Here is a 16,425-nt window from a genome sequence, read left to right as displayed (position 1 = left end):
CCGTTCTCTCATGACGCATCTCGATCCGCTCGCGCGTGCCTCGCTTGGACCTCCACCACGAAGGGATCCGTCCCGAGCAGGTCGACCAACAGCACGTCACCGCGGGTTGGGTTGAGGACCACGAAGCCTTCCCGGTTCCACGTGGTGAGCACCGACACCAGCGCAGGCTGAAGTGGCGCGACCAGAGTCAGGACGCCCACCTGTGGCTGTGGCCCAGGCAGGATCCACAGCTCGTCGCCAGGCTGACCCGCCGCGGTCGCAAGGTGGTCGGCGACTGAACTCGCACTCGTGAAGGTCCTCCGCTCGGGCTCGGCGCCACTCGCGGCTCCCCACGCTGCGAGGATCGCGCGGATCTTTGCGTCCGACGCAGGCGGCGTCTCCACCATGGGGGCGTCCGGGAGGTCGGCGAGCACTCCGGCGAGTTCGTCGCGCCACGGCTTCGCTTCGCGTTCGGCAAGCAGGAAACGCAAGCGTTCGGTGGTCGCCATGGTCAATCCTTCGGTACACCAGCGGTCGTGGGGTTACGTCCGCGGGGTCCCGTGGGGGTGGGACGCCGCCCACGCTACTACCCCCGAACGACGATTCCAGCGGTATCCACAGGCAGTGTTTTCGCGACGCCCAGAAGCTCGCGGGCCCACGCGAGACCGCTGCGCGCATCGCCTCCCCCGTCGTGTGCTTACGTAGTCGTCGCCGGGCTGAGGCGTCATCCGAACAGCTCGCGCGACCTGGTCTTCCGCAACTCGTCCAACCGACGTTCGGTGTCCGGCCACTGCTCTGGCGAGAACAGGGTCTCGAGCTCAGCCAAGTGCTCACCCAGGAACGCGGCGTAGGCCCCATCCAGCTGCCCCGAGCGTTCGCGTTGCCCGGTGAAGAGCCGACGGATGAGGTCGACCGAGTACCAGCGTCGCCTGCACTCGGCAGGCTGCAGTTCGAGGCTGAGCCCGCCCTTCTCCCGGGCGAACCGCCACCGGAGCGGGGGCTGCTCCAGCACCAGAAACGCATTGCCGCGCTCGTCGTCCGCGCGGAGCGCGTCGGCGACCGCGGCACGACCTGTCCGTAGGAACGGCATGTGCGCGTCGATGAAGGCGGTGATCGACGGCGCGGTCCCGTGCTGCACAGTCATCCTCCCTCCCAGCCCAGCAGCACCCTCTACGTAGGCAGAGGCAGTGCCCACCTCCGAACGGGCAGGGATGTGACGTCGTCAGTCTGGGTCGACCACCCACGAGGTGATTCCCGGCGCGATGGTCACGCCGGGAACAACAGCCCAGTCAGGCGGCCCCGGGATGATCGGGTCCACGACGCCCACATCCTCGGCGGCGAGCCACACCTCACCGCCCTCGTCACACTTGAACACCACGACCCCCACACTCCGTCATGAGCGGACGGACGACTCCTTGGTCAATGGACGGACACTCCAGCATCAGCCACCTCCCATGGCAATACCCGCAACCGAGAGCGACGTGATCACGTTGTTCCCTTCGGTGACAACGTGCACCACCTGGACGGACGGGTTGCCGTGCGCCCCACCGACGGTACCCACGGCGCACGAGGGGTCACAGGATCCCGCCTACGAACCGTACGCGAATGCGGCCCACGAGCGACGCGTCCGACATGACCTCAAACCACGTGTAGTCGAAGACGCGAACCTCGACGACAGCATCGCCGAGGTCCGCACCCTCCGGATCCTCGGTCCACACGCCTCCTTCACGGAAGCGCGGTGTCGGAACCCCGCTCTCCACGCCGAGAAACACCCCGGAGTCGAACTGCTCCACTTCTGGCAGCAGCGCGAGCAACTGCTCCGTGGTGCCCACCAAGCGCGGCTCTGCACCCGTACGAGGTAACGAGCTACTGCCAACGAACCGACAGTCCGACACCCACCACACCAAGTCTGGTCGCGGCTCACCCAGGCACGCCACGATCAAGGCTGCCTGGTCGCCCGTCCCGACCACGGAGGCACCGGGGAACGCGTCCAACGACAACTCGACTGATTCAGGAGTGCCCATGGCTGCCTGCCGTTGGGTCAAGGACATCCCGATCACTTCCAACGTACGTAGAGTCGTTGCCACCATCACACCCCTGTCTCGCTGACGACCGCCCGACCGGCCTCCACGACAACGTGGTCGCCGGGGTCAACTGCCCTGACCCCACCCGCAACGTTCAGCAACTGGATACCGCCGCCGATCAGCTCCATCACGAGACAACCGTCCTCGTGGATGTGCACAACTCCACCGGCGAGCACCAGACCCGACTCCGGCCGCAGGATTGGCGCTCCGCTGCGTCTCGGCCGGATGTCCGCCCACGACACAGGGTCGACGTCGAGTTCCACGTCCGTCTTCTGCCCGGCTACAGCTCCGGGCCAGATGACCCACCCACGCACGCCCTCCGACTCGACGAGAACCGACTCGACGAGAACATCACCTCGTGGCAGCCCATGCTTCGCTAGCAACAGCATCAGATCACTACCTTTCGTCGTTCGACTGTTCACTCAACCGCGAGCCCGGCTTGACGCCAGCGCCGGTCCACCGCTGACTCGGCAATGCACTCCTCGAAGGCAGCCCAACGGAAGCCCTCCCGCCTTCCAGGAGCACGCGGCCCGAACGCGCGATTCACGCTCCTCAGCCTGCGCGATTTCCCGAGGCCGGGGCGATCGAACCCGCCGACGTCGGCGTGCACAATCTCCGGCGACGCTTCTCGGTTCATGGTGAGTTCCCGTCATCCTCACCCACCTCCGAAATGTCCGGGTCCTCGGACCAAAGGAAAATATCCATCACAGACCTTGAGACGGCTTCAGCCACAACGATGTGAGCCTGTCGCCTTCGATGCCCAACAGCGTGCCGTCGGCCACCTCAACCTGAACGCCAGGGCCTGCTCGTTGGGGAAGTGCCCGCGGGCGCGGACGGCACGCCGGAAGCGGGCGTTCAACGACTCGATCGCGTTCGTCGAACACAGCACGCGTCTGATCTCGACGTCGTAGGCGAGGAACGGGGTGAACTCCTCCCAGGCGTTCAGCCACAGGCCTTTGATGGCGGGGTAGGCGCGGCCCCACTTGTCGAGGAACTCGTCGCGGGCCCGGACCGCGTCGGCGATCGTGGCGGCGGTGTAGACGGGTTTCAGCTCGCGGCTGATCTGGTCCCAGTACTTTCGTGAGGCGTACCGGAACGTGTTGCGGATCAGGTAGATGATGCAGGTCTGCACGATCGCCTTGGGGAACGCGGCGGCGACACTGTCGGGGAGCCCTTTGAGCCCGTCACAGACGATGAAGAACACGTCCCGCACGCCGCGGTTGCGGAGCTCGGTGAGCACGTTGAGCCAGTACTTGGGCGACTCGCCGTCCCCGTTGCCGCCGGCCCAGATCCCGAGGATGTCCTTGTGACCGTCCAGATCGACGCCGATTGCGGCGTAGAACGGCTGGTTGGCGACCTGGCCGTCCCTCACTTTGACCATGATCGCGTCGATGAAGATCGCGGCGTAGACCTTCTCCAGGGGGCGGGCCCACCACGCCTGCATCTCCTCGACGATCTTGTCGGTGATCCGGCTGATCGTGTCCTTGCCCACGTTCGCCCCGTACACCTCGAACAGGTGCGCGCTGATCTCCCCGGTGGTCAACCCCTTCGCGTACAGGCTGATCACCAGCGTGTCCAGATCGGTCAGGCGACGCTGCCGCTTGGCGACAATCACAGGTTCGAAGCTGCCCTCCCGGTCCCGGGGAACGTTGATCGCGACCTCGCCCGAGGTGTCGGTCACCACCGTCTTCGACCGGTAGCCGTTGCGCGAATTCGCGCCGTTGCGGCCGGCCGGGTCGTGCTTGTCGTAGCCGAGGTGGTCGACCAGCTCCTCCTCCAGGGCGGACTCGATCACGGTCTTGGTCAACTGCTTCAACAAGCCGCCCGGGCCGGTCAGATCCCCGCCCGCGCCGCGGGTCCGGCGGACCAGCCCGCGCAGCACCTCGGCCTCCTGACGTGACAACACAACCGGCTCGGCCGGCTCGGCCGGCTCGCCTCCCGCGACGAGTCGTGGTGGCTGATCCCCCACGAACGCCGCTGCCATCGCTTGCTCTTCCTCGTGTGGCTCCACGACCACCAGTGTTTCGGTCATCATGACCCCCTCCTGCCCAACCGGGCCGTAGGGCCAGTTACACCGTTCCTGCGATAGACCCTCGTCGTCGGCGAGGGCGATCAGGATGGGTTGGATAGAGCACCACACTGTCTTCCATGCCACCCCGAGTTGGCGGGCCAAGCCGTGGATGGAGGCGTGTTCGCGGCGGAGTTGCTCGATCACCCACCGGCACGCCCGCGTGGTCAACAACGCCCGCGGGCGGGCGACCTCCTCGTCCTGCTCGGTGAACACCCGGGTCGCACACGCAGGCTCCACGCACCGCCACGTCCGCTTGCGCCACCGCAGTCGAGTCGGCCGCGCGAAACACGGGATGTCGACCAGGGTCGTCGTTCGCCGGCCGTGGCTCTCGGCGACCACCCCGCACGACGGGCAACCAACCGTGGTGGATGCCGACTCCATCGTCACCACCAGCACGTCGTGGGCCTTCTCGACGTCGACCACGTGCAGGCCCTCCAGACCGACGAGCAAGTCGCAATGGTCACAGTACGAAGGGGTCGTCGCAGCGCAGCAGCACCCCGTAGGCTCGGACACGTCGAGGCCTTCCGGTCAGGTTGAACAGACGCTTCCGATCCTGAAGGCCTCGACCCCCAACCACCCTCACCCGCTCTCCGGCGTGTCGCGCTCACCCCCACCCCAAGGTTGAAGAGCCACTAAAAGTGTGCAAGTCAGGTCGTAGTCGGCCTCCACCAAAACCTGCGCCATGATGGGGGGCACCACCTCAGCTATGACAGCGTGCGGCATCCCGCCCAGAAGCCTACGGGCGATCCCCGCATGACGATGAGACAGTGCGCGATCAACGATCTCCGGACACAATGACCGCGTGTAATCCCAGGGAAGTGATCCCAAAATCCACACGCATCAGTCCGATGAATATCGTGCAGGGCGCCCCTCAAAGATTCGGTGAGATCCTCATCGCTCGCCCCATTTGCCAATCCTGTAATGAAGCGCACCCTTAGTCAACGGAAGAATCCCAATTACTCCAGCTCATTTCCGTTCCTCATGGCCAACCTGCTCGCCCTCCCGGGACCCGCCCAGTGCCCAAGGCACCGCTCCCTCATCGTCGGAAAAGACCTCCACCCAGCGGCCATCCGACAGTATGAGGGTCGGATCCGATCGCAGCCCCAACCCCTGCCGATCGCAGCCCACGATGGAGACCCCGATCAGGGAGTCAACCAACTCGGTCGCCTCCACCATGCCGCCCGAGAATGCAAACGTCCGATCGGCTGCAAGGACCCGCCATGAAGCGTTGATGGTCAGCCCCCATCCCCGCCCGCCCAAGCGAAGCACCGGGTCGTCGAATCGCGCCTCCTCGACGAGCAGTGGCCCGCGTTCGGCCAGCCACTCCGTGAGTTGCTCGGTCGTCACCTGACATCCCCTCCCGTCGCCGCGTATCGAGCCTCTCGCCAGCACGCGTTCTCGTCTTTCATGTCAGATCCATGCCGGATCGGACGGCGACCCCACGAACGTGTTGCCAGGCACGCTCAGGACCCACGGGTCCGTGTGATGATCCGAGAAGACCTCGAGGCGGCGCCCGTCGGACAGGACCAGTGCAGGATCAGATGTCAGCAGCCTCCCCTGTGAGCGGACTCCCACGATCTCCACACCGATCAATCCGGACACTGCCTCCCGCGCGTCCCGGGTTTTCCAGGAGAACGCGACCGTCCCGTCGGCGGTCAGGAGCCGCCACGGGGACAACGTCGAGAAGCTCCAAGAGTCTCCACTCAACGACAAGCTGGGCTCCTGGTAATCCGCCGACGCAACGGCGAGTGGCGCGCGTTCAGCAACGGCTGACGAGATCTCGTCGATAAACATTCTTCCCCTTCCATTTCAGTGCAGTTCCACGTGCGTCCGTGCCCGAAACTCCGCCTTCCACGCGGCACCCGACTGGCCGGGGCCGGGTTGTGGCTGCCTCCCGGTGAACGGATTGATGGGTTGGTCTGCCCCCGTCGTGAAGGACGCCCGAAGAGGTGCCTGACCGGATGGTTCCATGATGCGGACTTTCGTTCCATCTGGAAGGACATATCCAGTGCCGGGGCTCGAGGTGCCGAACGTCGGGAGACCTGCATCTTGGAAGCCCTGCTCCAACCGGACACGGTCCGTCGGCACGACGACGCCATCGGCGCTAGCTATGAAATCCGGACCGCAACTGGCGTTGTTGTTGTGCACCAGCACCCACGTGTCACTGTCGGTGGCGACGTGGTAGTTGTGCAGGCCTTCGACTTCGAGGTTGTACACCGTCTGGCGGCGTCCGGTCGCCTGGATGCTGGCCACGACAACCACGTCACCCACGGGCGTCCGCAGTTGGTCGCCTTCGTGCAGTTCGCCGGCCGGCGTGTAGCCGCGGCCCTCGACATAGAAGGGGTGGTTGGCGGTCGTGGTGACCCAACCCTGCTCGGTGGTGACGACGAGCGTGTCGACGTCCTCGTGCACGAACGTCCGCGACACGCGGGCCGACTCATTGGCGCCGGTCTCGGCGTTGAACGCGAGCACCTCATCGCCCACGGCCACGTGCTGGATCGCCTTGGACGACCCGTCGGCCATGAGCACCGGCGTGTCCTCGGCGAAGCAGCCATAGCGGGCCACATCGGTCACGTGCGACAGGGCGCCACCGCCGGCTCCGAGAACGGTCCCCTGCGCCGCGCCCTGCCCGGTGGCCGACAGGAAGCCCTCCAAGGTGAGCGGCTGCCCCGACGTCAGGTAGGACAACCCGCCCGAGAAGCCGCCGTCCATGCCGCCCTGGATCGCCCCGGTCAGGATGTTGCGGCCCAGGCAACTGGTCAGGCCCGAGGTCATCTTCGCCGCCGCGGCTGCTGCCCCGCCTCCGGCCAGGCCGGTGACCGCACCCACGGCGCCGTCGAGGGCGACCTTCCCCCAGTCGACCGACCCGTTGGTCGACTTCTGCGACCAGATCGACGACCCGGCGCCCATCGCGGCACCGGCGATCATCGCCGCGCCGATCGGACCGCCGATGCCGGTGCACATCACCGCGACACCGCCCACGATCAGGGCGCCGGCGACGATGTACTCCCAGTTGTTCGACACCCAGTCCGACGCCGCGGCGACCGCGTTCCCGAGCATCCCGTTGTTGGAGTCCCGGTAGGCTTGCAGTTCGGCTTCAGTGACCGGCCGCAACCCCCACGGGTCGGACGCGTTCACCGGGTCGTTGCCTGCGAAGCTGTACGGGTTGCCCGCCCACGCCGAGGCCGTCACCGGCTCCAGCGGGTCGGTCGACAGGAACCCGCGCGTGGCCGGGTCGTAGGCACGCGCCTGCATCCACTCCAGGCCCTCGACGCTCACCCCGCCCGACGACGTGATGGACGCCCCGGGCGGCAGCCCGGCACCCGCCAGCGTGTTGGCCAACCCCCACGGGGAGGCCGGGCCGGCGTCGCGACCGTGGGCGTCCGGCAGCACCCACGCGGGGTCGACCCCGTCGCGCGTGGTCAACGCCGTCGCCGCCAGCGCGTTCACCACGACGGTCGCCCCGAACTGGGCCAGCGACGGCAGCGCGGCCGCCGAGTCCCAGTACAGGTCGGTGCCGTCGACCGACGCGAGCTCACCCAGGGCGTCCACGCGCAGCGAGCGTGCGGCCGTCGTCACCCGGTCGCCCTCGTGCCGGACCGCCGTGATCCGGGCCAGGAAACCCTGCGCGTCCCACGCGAACAACCGCTCGCCCGCGGGGCCGGCCTCGCGGGTGCGGCGTCCGGACCCGTCGTAGGCGTACTCCGTCCGCGACCCATCGGGGCCCGTCGCCACCAGCAACTGGCCCGCGACGTCGTAGGCGTAGCGGGTGACCTGTCCGTCGACGGTCTCCGCGGCAAGGCGTCCGTTGGCGTCCCAGTCGTAGGTGAAGCTCGTGCCCTCCGAGGTCTGGCCGCCGATCAGCTGCCCGGCGTCGTCGTGGGCGTACTCGGTGCGCAGCCCGTCGCGGACCTGGGCGACGATGCGCCCGTCAACATCCCGCTCGATGCTGGTCACCTGCAGGAAGCCACGCCGGTTCACCCGGTGCTCGACCACCATGCCATCGGCGTAGGCCCACGTCGCGTGCAGCCCATCAGCAGCCAGCGACACGATCCGACCCAGCGCGTCGCGCTCCAGCACCGCACGGCCCACGCCCGGGTGCTCGACGGCGGCGAGGCGTCCGTTGTCGTCGTACTCGTACTGGGTGGTCGACCCATCGGGGCGCACCATCGCCGTCCGGTGACCATCGGCGTCGTAGGCGTACCGGACACCCACCCCGTCGCGCAGCCGGTGGGCCAGGTTGCCGGTCGCGTCCCACGCCAACTCGTGGACGGTCTCGCCCTGCAGCACGCGCACCGTGCGGCCGGCGAAGTCGCGCTCCACCCGCGACAGCACGACCCCATCGGCCGAGGTCGCGCTGCGGCGTCCGTGCTCGTATCCCCACTCCAAGGTGCGGCCGTCGGCGTCCACCCGCTTGGTCGGACGCCCCGCCGCGTCATAGCTGTACCGCGTGACCCGACCCAACGGGTCGGTCTCGGACAGGACGCGCCCGAGCGCGTCGTAGGTGCGCTCCGACCGTCCGCCGAGCGGGTCGATCGTGACCACGCGTTGCCCCAGCGCGTTGTACTCGAACCGCGTCACCCCACCCAGCGCGTTCGTGGCCGACACCAACTGGCCCGCGGCGTCATACGCGAAGCGACGGGCACCGTTCCACGGGTCACTCACCCGGGTGATGCGGCCGATTTCGTCGTAGCGGAACCGCACCGTGCCCCGGCCCGGCTCGACGCGCGAAACCACCCGACCGTTGGAGTCGTGCTCGGTGTGCACCTGCTCACCGGTCGGCCAGGTCTCGGCGACGATCCGACCATCCGCATCGCGGGTCACCTCGTACCGCTGGCCGCCCGTGCTGACCGTGGCCGCCCAGCGCCCACACGCGTCGTACTCATAGCGGAACGTCCGCCCCATCGGCTGGGTGACCGCCACCACGCGACCCGCCGCGTCCCGGGTGATGCGGGTCACACCTCCGGCGGCGTCGGTGGTCTCCAGGACGCGGCCGCACAGGTCGTGGACGTACGTCGTCACGCCACCATCGGCGGCGGCCGAGGCCACCACGCGCCCCAGCGCGTCCCGGGACACGGCGAGCCGCTCGTCACCGTCGACGAAACCGGTCGCCCACCCCGACGGGTCGGTCTCGACCTCGCGCTGGTTGCCGGTGGCATCGGTCGCCCCGGTCAGGTAGCCGGTCGGGCCGAACTGCATCTGCCACGTGCCGCCGGTGGCGTCCGTCGTCTCCACCAAGCGGGACAGGACGTCGTAGCCGAACGACCAACTCGACCCGTCGGGCAACTCGACGGCCGCGAGGCGCCCGAGGTCGTCGTGGGACGAGGAGATGGTGCGACCCAGCGCATCGGTGGTGCTGGCACGCTCACCGTGCTCGCCGTAGGCCATCTCGGTGCGGGCACCGGTCGGGTCGACCACAGCGCTCTGTCGGCCGGCCGCCGTGTGCTCGTAGCGCCACGTCGCGCCGGTCGGGTCGGTCCGGCTGACCAGCGCGCCGGAGACCGCGTCGTAGCGGTACTCGGTCCGATGCCCCAGCGGGGTGATGGCGGCGGTGACGCGGCCCGCGGCGTCCCGCTCGAGGCGGGCGGTGTTGCCCTGCGCGTCGGTCGTGGCGACGAGGTCACCGAAGCTGTCGTGCTCGAACCGGACGCGCACTCCGGTCGGGTCGACCACCTCGGCGAGCAGCCCGCGGCGCCAGGAGAACCGGGTCACGCCGCCGCTGGGGTCGACCGCGACGCTCGGGTTGCGGTCCTCGCCGGCGTACTCGTAGCGGGTCACGGCCCGCTGCGCGCCGTTCTCGACCACCACCTCCACGACGCGGTCGGCGTCGTCGAACGCCCAGCCGTGGCGGGCACCGCCGGGCAGCACCCGCGCGGTGCGCCGACCGCGGTGGTCGTACTCCGACACGGACACCTGGCCGTCGCGCTCGGTGACCATCACGGCGTTGCCGTGCGGGTCGTAGGCGGTCGACTGCCGGTTGCCCTCGCCGTCGATGACACCGACCAGCCGGCCCTTGGTGTCGTGCACCCACGTGTTGGACCGCGACCCGTCGGTGTCGGCGACCGCCGTGATGCCCCCGGGGAGGTAGGTGAACCGCGTCACCCGGCCGAACGGCGACAACTGCGTGGCGACGCGGCCCTGCTCGTCGTAGGTGTTCTCCGCCTCGACGACGCCGTCGGCGTCGGTGACGCGGTCGACGAGGCCGGCGGCGTTCCAGCCGTAGCTGCGCGTGCCGGCCGGGCCGGCGGCCGCGACGAGGCGGCCCGCCTCGTAGGTGAACGCGACGACGCGGCCGTCGGACGCCTCGAGCCCGACCACACGCCCGTCGGCCCAGCGCACGTCGATCGCGCGGCTGAACTCGTGCTCGATGCGGATCAGGGTGCCGGTGGCGTCCCGGAGGAGGTCGAGGCGCGACCCGGGGCCGCCGTCGACGGCGGCCAGCGAGCCCGCGGCGTCCAGTTCGAAGCGCAGGCCGGTGCTCGTCGACACCGCGAAGCCCGCCCCCGTGCGGTCCAGCCACAGGTTCTCACCGGTCGCGCGGGCCCAGCCGTCGCCCTCGCGCGGGAAGACCACCACTCGCCCGTCGGGCAGGGTGAGGCGCGCGGCGTCGTCGGTGAACGCGAGCCCGGCCTCGGGCCACGACGACCACCCGGGCCCGAACGAGCCGGTCTCGCCGTTGAGGGAGTTGTACGTGCGCGTCCACACCAGCGAGGCGGCGGGGCCGGTGAAGGCGAGGTCGACCTCGTTCTCGAGGAAGTTGCCCGAGGCCGTGTTGACCGGGTCGTTGGAGTAACCGGTCGTGGGCGGCGACCCGTACGCGGTGGGCGGGTCGACCTGGATGTCGGTGCGCGACTGCGAGACACCGGCCGCGCTCAGGGCGGCCGTGATCACGCTGTTCGAGATCGTGATCTGCCCGTCGCCGCCCGCGGCCTCGAACGCGCCCGCCACGATGTCGGCCCACCGCGCGTCCTCCTCGTTGGCGGTCAGCCAGGTGGAGAAGGCGGTGATGACGCCCGAGGCGTCCAGCGTCGCCCACGAGCAGGCGGACGCGAACGTCGAGGTCTGGGTGGTCAGCTCGCCGGGCTTGCCCGCGAGCTCGCTGTCGGCGTTGCGCGTGTTCGTCGCGAAGGTGCGCAGCTTGGCCGGTCTCGCCGAGGACGTCCCGCCGCCACCCCCGCCGCCGGTGGAGGGCGTGGGCGTGTCCCGGGAGCTGGTGGGGGCGCTGACGGAGACGGCCTGCGGGGTCGCGGTCCCGACCTCGGTGACGGGCGGGTCGGGCTCACCGACCAGGCCGTGCCAGAGCTTCTCCAGCTCGCCGCGGTTGGCCATCATGGTGGCCCACTCGCGGGCCTTGCGCCGGCGCTCGTTCTCGGCGCGGGCCTCCTCCTCGACGCCGGCCACCTTGGTGGCGACCAGGCGGAGGTTGGTCACGATCTCGTCGAGGTCCCCGATCTGGACGGTGCCGTTCGTCGCGAACACCTGGGAGAAGTGCCCCTCGAAGTCGGTGCCGCCGTCGGTGCGGTAGCCCTGCCGGGCCCCGCGCTGGCCCGACAGCGCCGTGGCCGCGGCGCGGAAGGCGCGCTTGAGCTCGGCGGAGACACCGAAGTCGAACTCGACGTCGGGCATGCCCTGCAGGGAACCCAGGTTGGACGTGTTGACCGACACCATGGCGGACGACCCTTCGATGACGCTTCCCGGCCGCGGGGGTGACGGCCGGGTGCCCCGTGGGGGTGGGACGCGACCACGGTAACGCGTCCGGACCCCCGACTGCCCGCCTTCCACAGGGGGGCACTCCCCACGCGTCGGGTCAGCTGAACCAGGTGCCCCGGCGTGGGACGGGCGAGGGCTGCGGCTCGGCGTCCGAGAAGGGTTCGGCGCCGCCGATCCAGTCGGCCACCTCCCGGCCGGTCAGGTAGCGGTAGGGGAAGGCGGCGCGGGCCGCGTGCCGGGACAGGTCCGTCGCGGGCAGGGGTCCGTCGGCGGCGACGAACACGAGGTTGCCGAACCGGCGTCCCTTCCAGACCGCGGTCTCGGCGCTGACCAGCATCGAGCGGTGCACGTCCCTCACCGCGGCCCCGAACCGCCGCGCCCACGCGAAGGGGGCCCGGTCGGTCACGTTCGCGACGAACACCGCACCCGGACGCCGGCGCGCGGCCACCTCGTCGAGGAAGTCGCCGGTCGCCAGGGACGCCGGGACGCGCGGGCCGTCGAAGGCGTCCAGCACCAGCGCGTCGAAGTAGGCAGGCGGCATCTCCTCCAGCCCTTCGCGCCCGGGCGTGACCCGCACGCGGATCCCCGAACGCTGGGGCAGCGGCATCAGGCGACGCACCTCGTCGACGAGGTCGGCGTCCGGCTCGCACACCACCTGCTGGGTGCCCGGACGTCGCGCGGCCACGTAGCGCGGGATCGTCAGCCCTCCCCCGCCCAGGTGGACGATGCGCATCGGCTCGCCGACGGGCCGGGTGAGCACGGTGGCGTCCAGCGCCTCGCACACGCGCTGGACGTACTCGAACTCGATCCGCAGCGGGTCGGCCGGGTCCACCCACGACTGCGCGGTGTCGCCGGCCATGACCCGGAACGCGCCGGGGTGGAACGGGTCCGACTCCACGTGCGCAGGCATGCCGCAGACGCTAGCGCGCCCAGCGCCGAGGGCTTGGGTTTTACGGGTCGAGGGCTTGGGTTCGGTCCCAAACCCAAGCCCTCGGCGTCAAAAACTCAAGCCCTCGGCGCTCAGAGCGAGCCCAGGAACTCCAGCAGCACCCGGTTGAACTCGTCGGCGTGGGAGGTGTTGATGCCGTGGGGGCCGCCCGCGACGACGTGCAGGCGCGCGCCCGGGATCATCTCCGCCGAGCGCTTGCCCGACGGCGGGAACGGCACGTTGTTGTCGGAGTCGCCGTGGATCACCAGCGTCGGGACGGTGAACTTCGCCACGTCGTCGCGGAAGTCGGTCGCCCACGCGATGATCGTGTCCTGCAGCGCCTTGTCCGCGCCCTGCCCGGTGATGCGGATCACGTCACGGAACTGGTCCTCGGTGATCGTGAGCTCCGAGGGGTTGCTGAAGAACCAGGTCATGAACTTCTCCAGGAACCCCTGCCGGTCGCCGCGGCACTCGTCGCGCAGGCCGGCGAAGCCCTCCATCGGCATGCCGCCGTCGGGGTTGTCGTCGGTGATGCACAGCGCGGGCGTGATCGCGGCCGCGAGCACGGCGCCGGCCACGCGCGACTCGCCGTAGGTGCCGATGTAGCGGGCGACCTCGCCGCCGCCCATCGAGAAGCCGACGATGACCGCGTCGGTGAGGTCGAGCTGGGTCATCAGCTCGTTGAGGTCGGAGGCCAGCGTGTCGTACTCGTAGCCGTCGGGGGCCTTGTCGGAACGGCCGAAGCCGCGGCGGTCGTAGGTGATGGCGCGGTAGCCGGCGTCCACCAGGGCGGGCACCTGCGCGGCCCATGCCTCGCCCGAGAGCGGCCAGCCATGGATCAGCACGACGGGGCGTCCGTCGCCGCCGGAGTCCTCGTAGTACAGCTGCAGGTCGGTGTCACCGGGGATCGTCACGTACGGCATGCGGGCCTCCTCGTCGTCGAGTTCTACACCGACGACCCTAGCCAGCCGCGGGCCCCGGCGGGAGGCCCATGGCAGGATGGACGGGCCAAGACCAGGAGGGAACCCCGCCACCATGTCTCGACAGCCGCGCCACCGTGCGTTCGTCCTCGCCACGCTCGCCCCCTTCGCGTTGGCCGCCTGTACGGGCCCGGACGCGCCGACCCCGTCCCCCACCCCGGACGCCTCGGTCCCCGCCTCGCCTCCCCCGACGGCCGCGTCGCCGACCGCTTCCCCCTCCGCCGACGGATCGCCTGCCTCGGCCGCCCCGGCCGGGGAGGCGTCCACGCTCGGCGTGCCCCAGGACGTGGTCGAGCGGGTCCGTGCCGTGTGCGCGCCCGGGCCGGGGAAGACGGTCGAGGACCTCCCCGACATCCCCATCCCGGCAGTGGACGTGGAGGGCACCAGCGTCCCCGCCGCACGCGCGGGGTCGATCGAGGTCGAGGCCATCGAGGTGCCGGCGGTGCGGATCCCCGCCACGGTCGCCGAGGCCGGCTGCGTCGTGCGCCACGACGCCCCGGCCGGCTGCCTGGCGAAGATCGAGTTCTCCCCGGCCTGGATCCCCGCGGTGCGCGTGCCCGGTTTCCGGGTCGTCCAGCCCAACGGCACGGTCAAGGAGGTGCCGGGCCGCGAGGTCGAGGCCCGGGTCGTCGAGGCGGGTCGGTGGAACAGAAGTGCCAGATCGTGCGCGAGACCTCGACCAGCGGGGTCATCCGCAGCGGTCTGATCCGGAGCGGGCTCATCCGCAGCGGCCTGATCCGCTCGGGCGCCATCCGCAGCGCAGCCGTGGAGGGCCGCGAGAGCGTCCCGGCCGCGTCGGTCCCCTCCATGAGTGTCCCGGCGGTGTCCTTGCCCTCGCAGTCGGTGCCCGCCGAGTCGCTGCCCTACGAGCGTCTCTCCGAGGGCGTGGACGCTGCTCGCGGGAGCGAGACGGTCTCTTACCAGGCCTCCGAGAGCGTCCTGTTCGCGTACAACGAGTCCGTGCTGCTGCCCGCGGCCGGCGAGACCCTGGATGCGATCCTGGCCGATGCCCGCGCGAAGGGCTTCAACGGCCCCGTGAAGGTGGAGGGCCACACCGACGACACCGGCCCGGACGCGGGCAACCAGGCACTGTCCGAGGCGCGGGCGCGGGCCGTGGCCGACCACCTGACCCGCCACGGCGTCCCGGCGGACCGGATCACCGTGGTGGGCCACGGCGAGGCGATCCCCGCCCACCCCAACGACTCCGAGGAGAACCGCGCCCGCAATCGTCGCGTGGTGATCGACTTCACCCAGGACTAGGACCCGCAGGACCGACACTCGACCCCTCCCAGAGGCGCTCCGGGAGGGGTCGAGTGTCGGTGGTGCGGGCACACGCTACGATGGATTAGATACCCCCGGGGGTATTTGCTGAGGTCACTCCGTTGATACCCCCGGGGGTATCGCCGCGTCAACGACCAAGCAACGATCCCAGGAGCCCCGACGATGCCTCGCTTCGCCCAGGACTACCGACCGCTGTACTTCCTCGCCGCACTCGGAAACGGCGGCCTGTCGGTCTCGTTCTTCATGTACCTGATGTTCCTCATCCCCCACCCCGACACCCCCGTCCCGACCTTCGAGTCGCTGGTGGCCGTCTACACGACCCAGGGCCTCGGCCTGCAGGTGATGACCACCCTCGCCCTGGTAGGGGTCGCGTGGTTCGCCGTGCGCCACCTCGTGGTGCTGGCCGCCAACCTGCGCGCCCTGTCCGCCTTCCGCCGCAGCCCCGGCTACGCCTCGTTCCTGCAGGGCAACGGCGAGGTGACCCTCATGGCCGTTCCCCTCACGCTGGCCATGACCGTGAACGTGCTGTTCATCCTCGGCGCGCTCGGCGTGCCCGGCCTGTGGGGCGTCGTGGAGTACGCCTTCCCGGTCGCCCTGCTCGCGTTCGGCGCGATCGCCGCGCTCGCCTTGGCCTGGTTCGGCCGCTACCTCTCCCGCCTGATCGCCCACAAGGGCTTCGACGTCGAGGACACCAACCACTTCTCCCAGCTCCTGCCTGCCTTCGCCTTCTCGATGATCGCCGTCGGCTTCGGTGCATCGGCCGCGATGAGCAAGGTGCTGGCAACCTCGGTGCTCGGCATCATCGGCGCCCTCCTCTTCCTGACCGCCACCGCCGCGTGGATCCTCGTCAAGCTGCCCGTCAGCTTCGCCGCCATCCTGCGCAAGGGATTGGCGCTCGAGGCCGGACCCACCCTGTGGATGGGCATCCCGATCCTCACCCTGGTCGGCATCACGTTCATCCGCGTGGGGTCGGGCATCAGCCACAACCTGCTGGGCACCAAGCTGCCGCCGGTGCTGGCCTTCATCGTGCTCACGCTGCTGGTCTCGGGACAGGTCCTCATGGGCGCGATCGGCTGGGCCGTCATGCGCAAGCAGGGCTACTTCGCGCAGTTCGTGTGGGGCGAGAGGGGCAGCGTGCCCAGCTACGGCCTGGTCTGCCCCGGCGTCGCCGCGGCGGTGCTCGGCATGTTCTTCATCCACTGGGGCCTGGTGAAGACCGACGTCATCGCGTTGTGGTCGGTCCCGCACATCGCGCTGCTGCTCGTGGTCGCGGCCCTGCAGGCCCGCACCATCCAGGTGCTCCGCCGCCTCGACCGCAAGCTGTTCGCCAGGACCGAGCCCGTGCGCGACCCGGCCCCCGAGCCCGCGCTCGAGACCGTCTGATCCTCCTCG

14 protein-coding genes and 1 pseudogene are annotated in these 16,425 nt (G+C 69.9%); 3 read left to right on the top strand and 12 right to left on the bottom strand.

Annotated elements, in window-relative coordinates; translation table 11 throughout:
• Positions 1 to 8: 8 nt before the first annotated feature.
• The 12 genes and pseudogenes from H5397_RS00515 to H5397_RS00465 all read right to left on the bottom strand — a co-directional run bounded on the left by H5397_RS00515 (position 9) and on the right by H5397_RS00465 (position 13,695).
• The gene (locus H5397_RS00515; RefSeq protein WP_182814357.1) at positions 9 to 488 is read right to left on the bottom strand and encodes a hypothetical protein; all 480 of its coding nucleotides are present in this window, start codon (positions 486 to 488) and stop codon (positions 9 to 11) included.
• 215 nt (positions 489 to 703) lie between these two features.
• Positions 704 to 1,123, bottom strand: a complete 420-nt coding sequence (locus H5397_RS00510) for a hypothetical protein (protein WP_182814356.1) — start codon at positions 1,121 to 1,123, stop codon at positions 704 to 706.
• A 78-nt stretch (positions 1,124 to 1,201) separates the two neighbouring features.
• A complete protein-coding gene (locus H5397_RS00505; RefSeq protein WP_182814355.1) occupies positions 1,202 to 1,357 on the bottom strand; it encodes a hypothetical protein in 156 nt (51 codons plus the stop codon).
• Between the two features lie 196 nt (positions 1,358 to 1,553).
• The gene (locus tag H5397_RS00500) at positions 1,554 to 1,811 is read right to left on the bottom strand and encodes a hypothetical protein (RefSeq protein ID WP_182814354.1); all 258 of its coding nucleotides are present in this window, start codon (positions 1,809 to 1,811) and stop codon (positions 1,554 to 1,556) included.
• Between the two features lie 257 nt (positions 1,812 to 2,068).
• Positions 2,069 to 2,452, bottom strand: a complete 384-nt coding sequence (locus H5397_RS00495) for a hypothetical protein (RefSeq protein ID WP_182814353.1) — start codon at positions 2,450 to 2,452, stop codon at positions 2,069 to 2,071.
• 335 nt (positions 2,453 to 2,787) lie between these two features.
• Positions 2,788 to 4,098: an IS256 family transposase gene (locus H5397_RS17555; protein ID WP_375539397.1), complete on the bottom strand. Its 1,311-nt coding sequence runs from the start codon at positions 4,096 to 4,098 to the stop codon at positions 2,788 to 2,790.
• A gap of 111 nt (positions 4,099 to 4,209) precedes the next feature.
• Positions 4,210 to 4,515 (bottom strand): annotated as a pseudogene (locus tag H5397_RS17800) (transposase family protein); the annotation flags it as partial.
• 585 nt (positions 4,516 to 5,100) lie between these two features.
• Complete coding sequence (locus H5397_RS00485; protein WP_182814351.1) at positions 5,101 to 5,481, bottom strand: hypothetical protein; 381 nt, start codon at positions 5,479 to 5,481, stop codon at positions 5,101 to 5,103.
• 63 nt (positions 5,482 to 5,544) lie between these two features.
• Positions 5,545 to 5,928, bottom strand: a complete 384-nt coding sequence (locus H5397_RS00480) for a hypothetical protein (RefSeq protein ID WP_182814350.1) — start codon at positions 5,926 to 5,928, stop codon at positions 5,545 to 5,547.
• A 15-nt stretch (positions 5,929 to 5,943) separates the two neighbouring features.
• On the bottom strand, positions 5,944 to 11,802 hold the full coding sequence (locus H5397_RS00475) for a DUF6531 domain-containing protein (protein ID WP_182814349.1): 5,859 nt from the start codon (positions 11,800 to 11,802) through the stop codon (positions 5,944 to 5,946).
• Between the two features lie 139 nt (positions 11,803 to 11,941).
• A complete protein-coding gene (locus H5397_RS00470; protein ID WP_182814348.1) occupies positions 11,942 to 12,754 on the bottom strand; it encodes a spermidine synthase in 813 nt (270 codons plus the stop codon).
• A gap of 110 nt (positions 12,755 to 12,864) precedes the next feature.
• Entirely contained in the window at positions 12,865 to 13,695 is an 831-nt protein-coding gene (locus H5397_RS00465; protein ID WP_182814347.1) for an alpha/beta fold hydrolase, read from the bottom strand.
• A 112-nt stretch (positions 13,696 to 13,807) separates the two neighbouring features.
• On the opposite strand from H5397_RS00465, the gene H5397_RS00460 reads away from it, so the two are divergent.
• From H5397_RS00460 to H5397_RS00450, 3 genes are all read left to right on the top strand, one after another.
• Complete coding sequence (locus tag H5397_RS00460) at positions 13,808 to 14,458, top strand: hypothetical protein (protein ID WP_182814346.1); 651 nt, start codon at positions 13,808 to 13,810, stop codon at positions 14,456 to 14,458.
• Entirely contained in the window at positions 14,395 to 15,012 is a 618-nt protein-coding gene (locus H5397_RS00455; RefSeq protein WP_182814345.1) for an OmpA family protein, read from the top strand. The genes H5397_RS00460 and H5397_RS00455 overlap by 64 nt, the downstream gene beginning before the upstream one ends.
• A 183-nt stretch (positions 15,013 to 15,195) precedes the next feature.
• Positions 15,196 to 16,416 (top strand): hypothetical protein, encoded by a 1,221-nt coding sequence (locus H5397_RS00450; RefSeq protein ID WP_182814344.1) that lies wholly within the window; start codon positions 15,196 to 15,198, stop codon positions 16,414 to 16,416.
• Positions 16,417 to 16,425: the final 9 nt, after the last annotated feature.

This window comes from Propioniciclava sp. MC1683, assembly GCF_014164675.1.
GTDB lineage: Bacteria > Actinomycetota > Actinomycetes > Propionibacteriales > Propionibacteriaceae > Propioniciclava.
The sequence above is the reverse complement of the archived record's forward strand: the minus strand, read 5'-3'. Positions and strand labels throughout refer to the sequence as shown.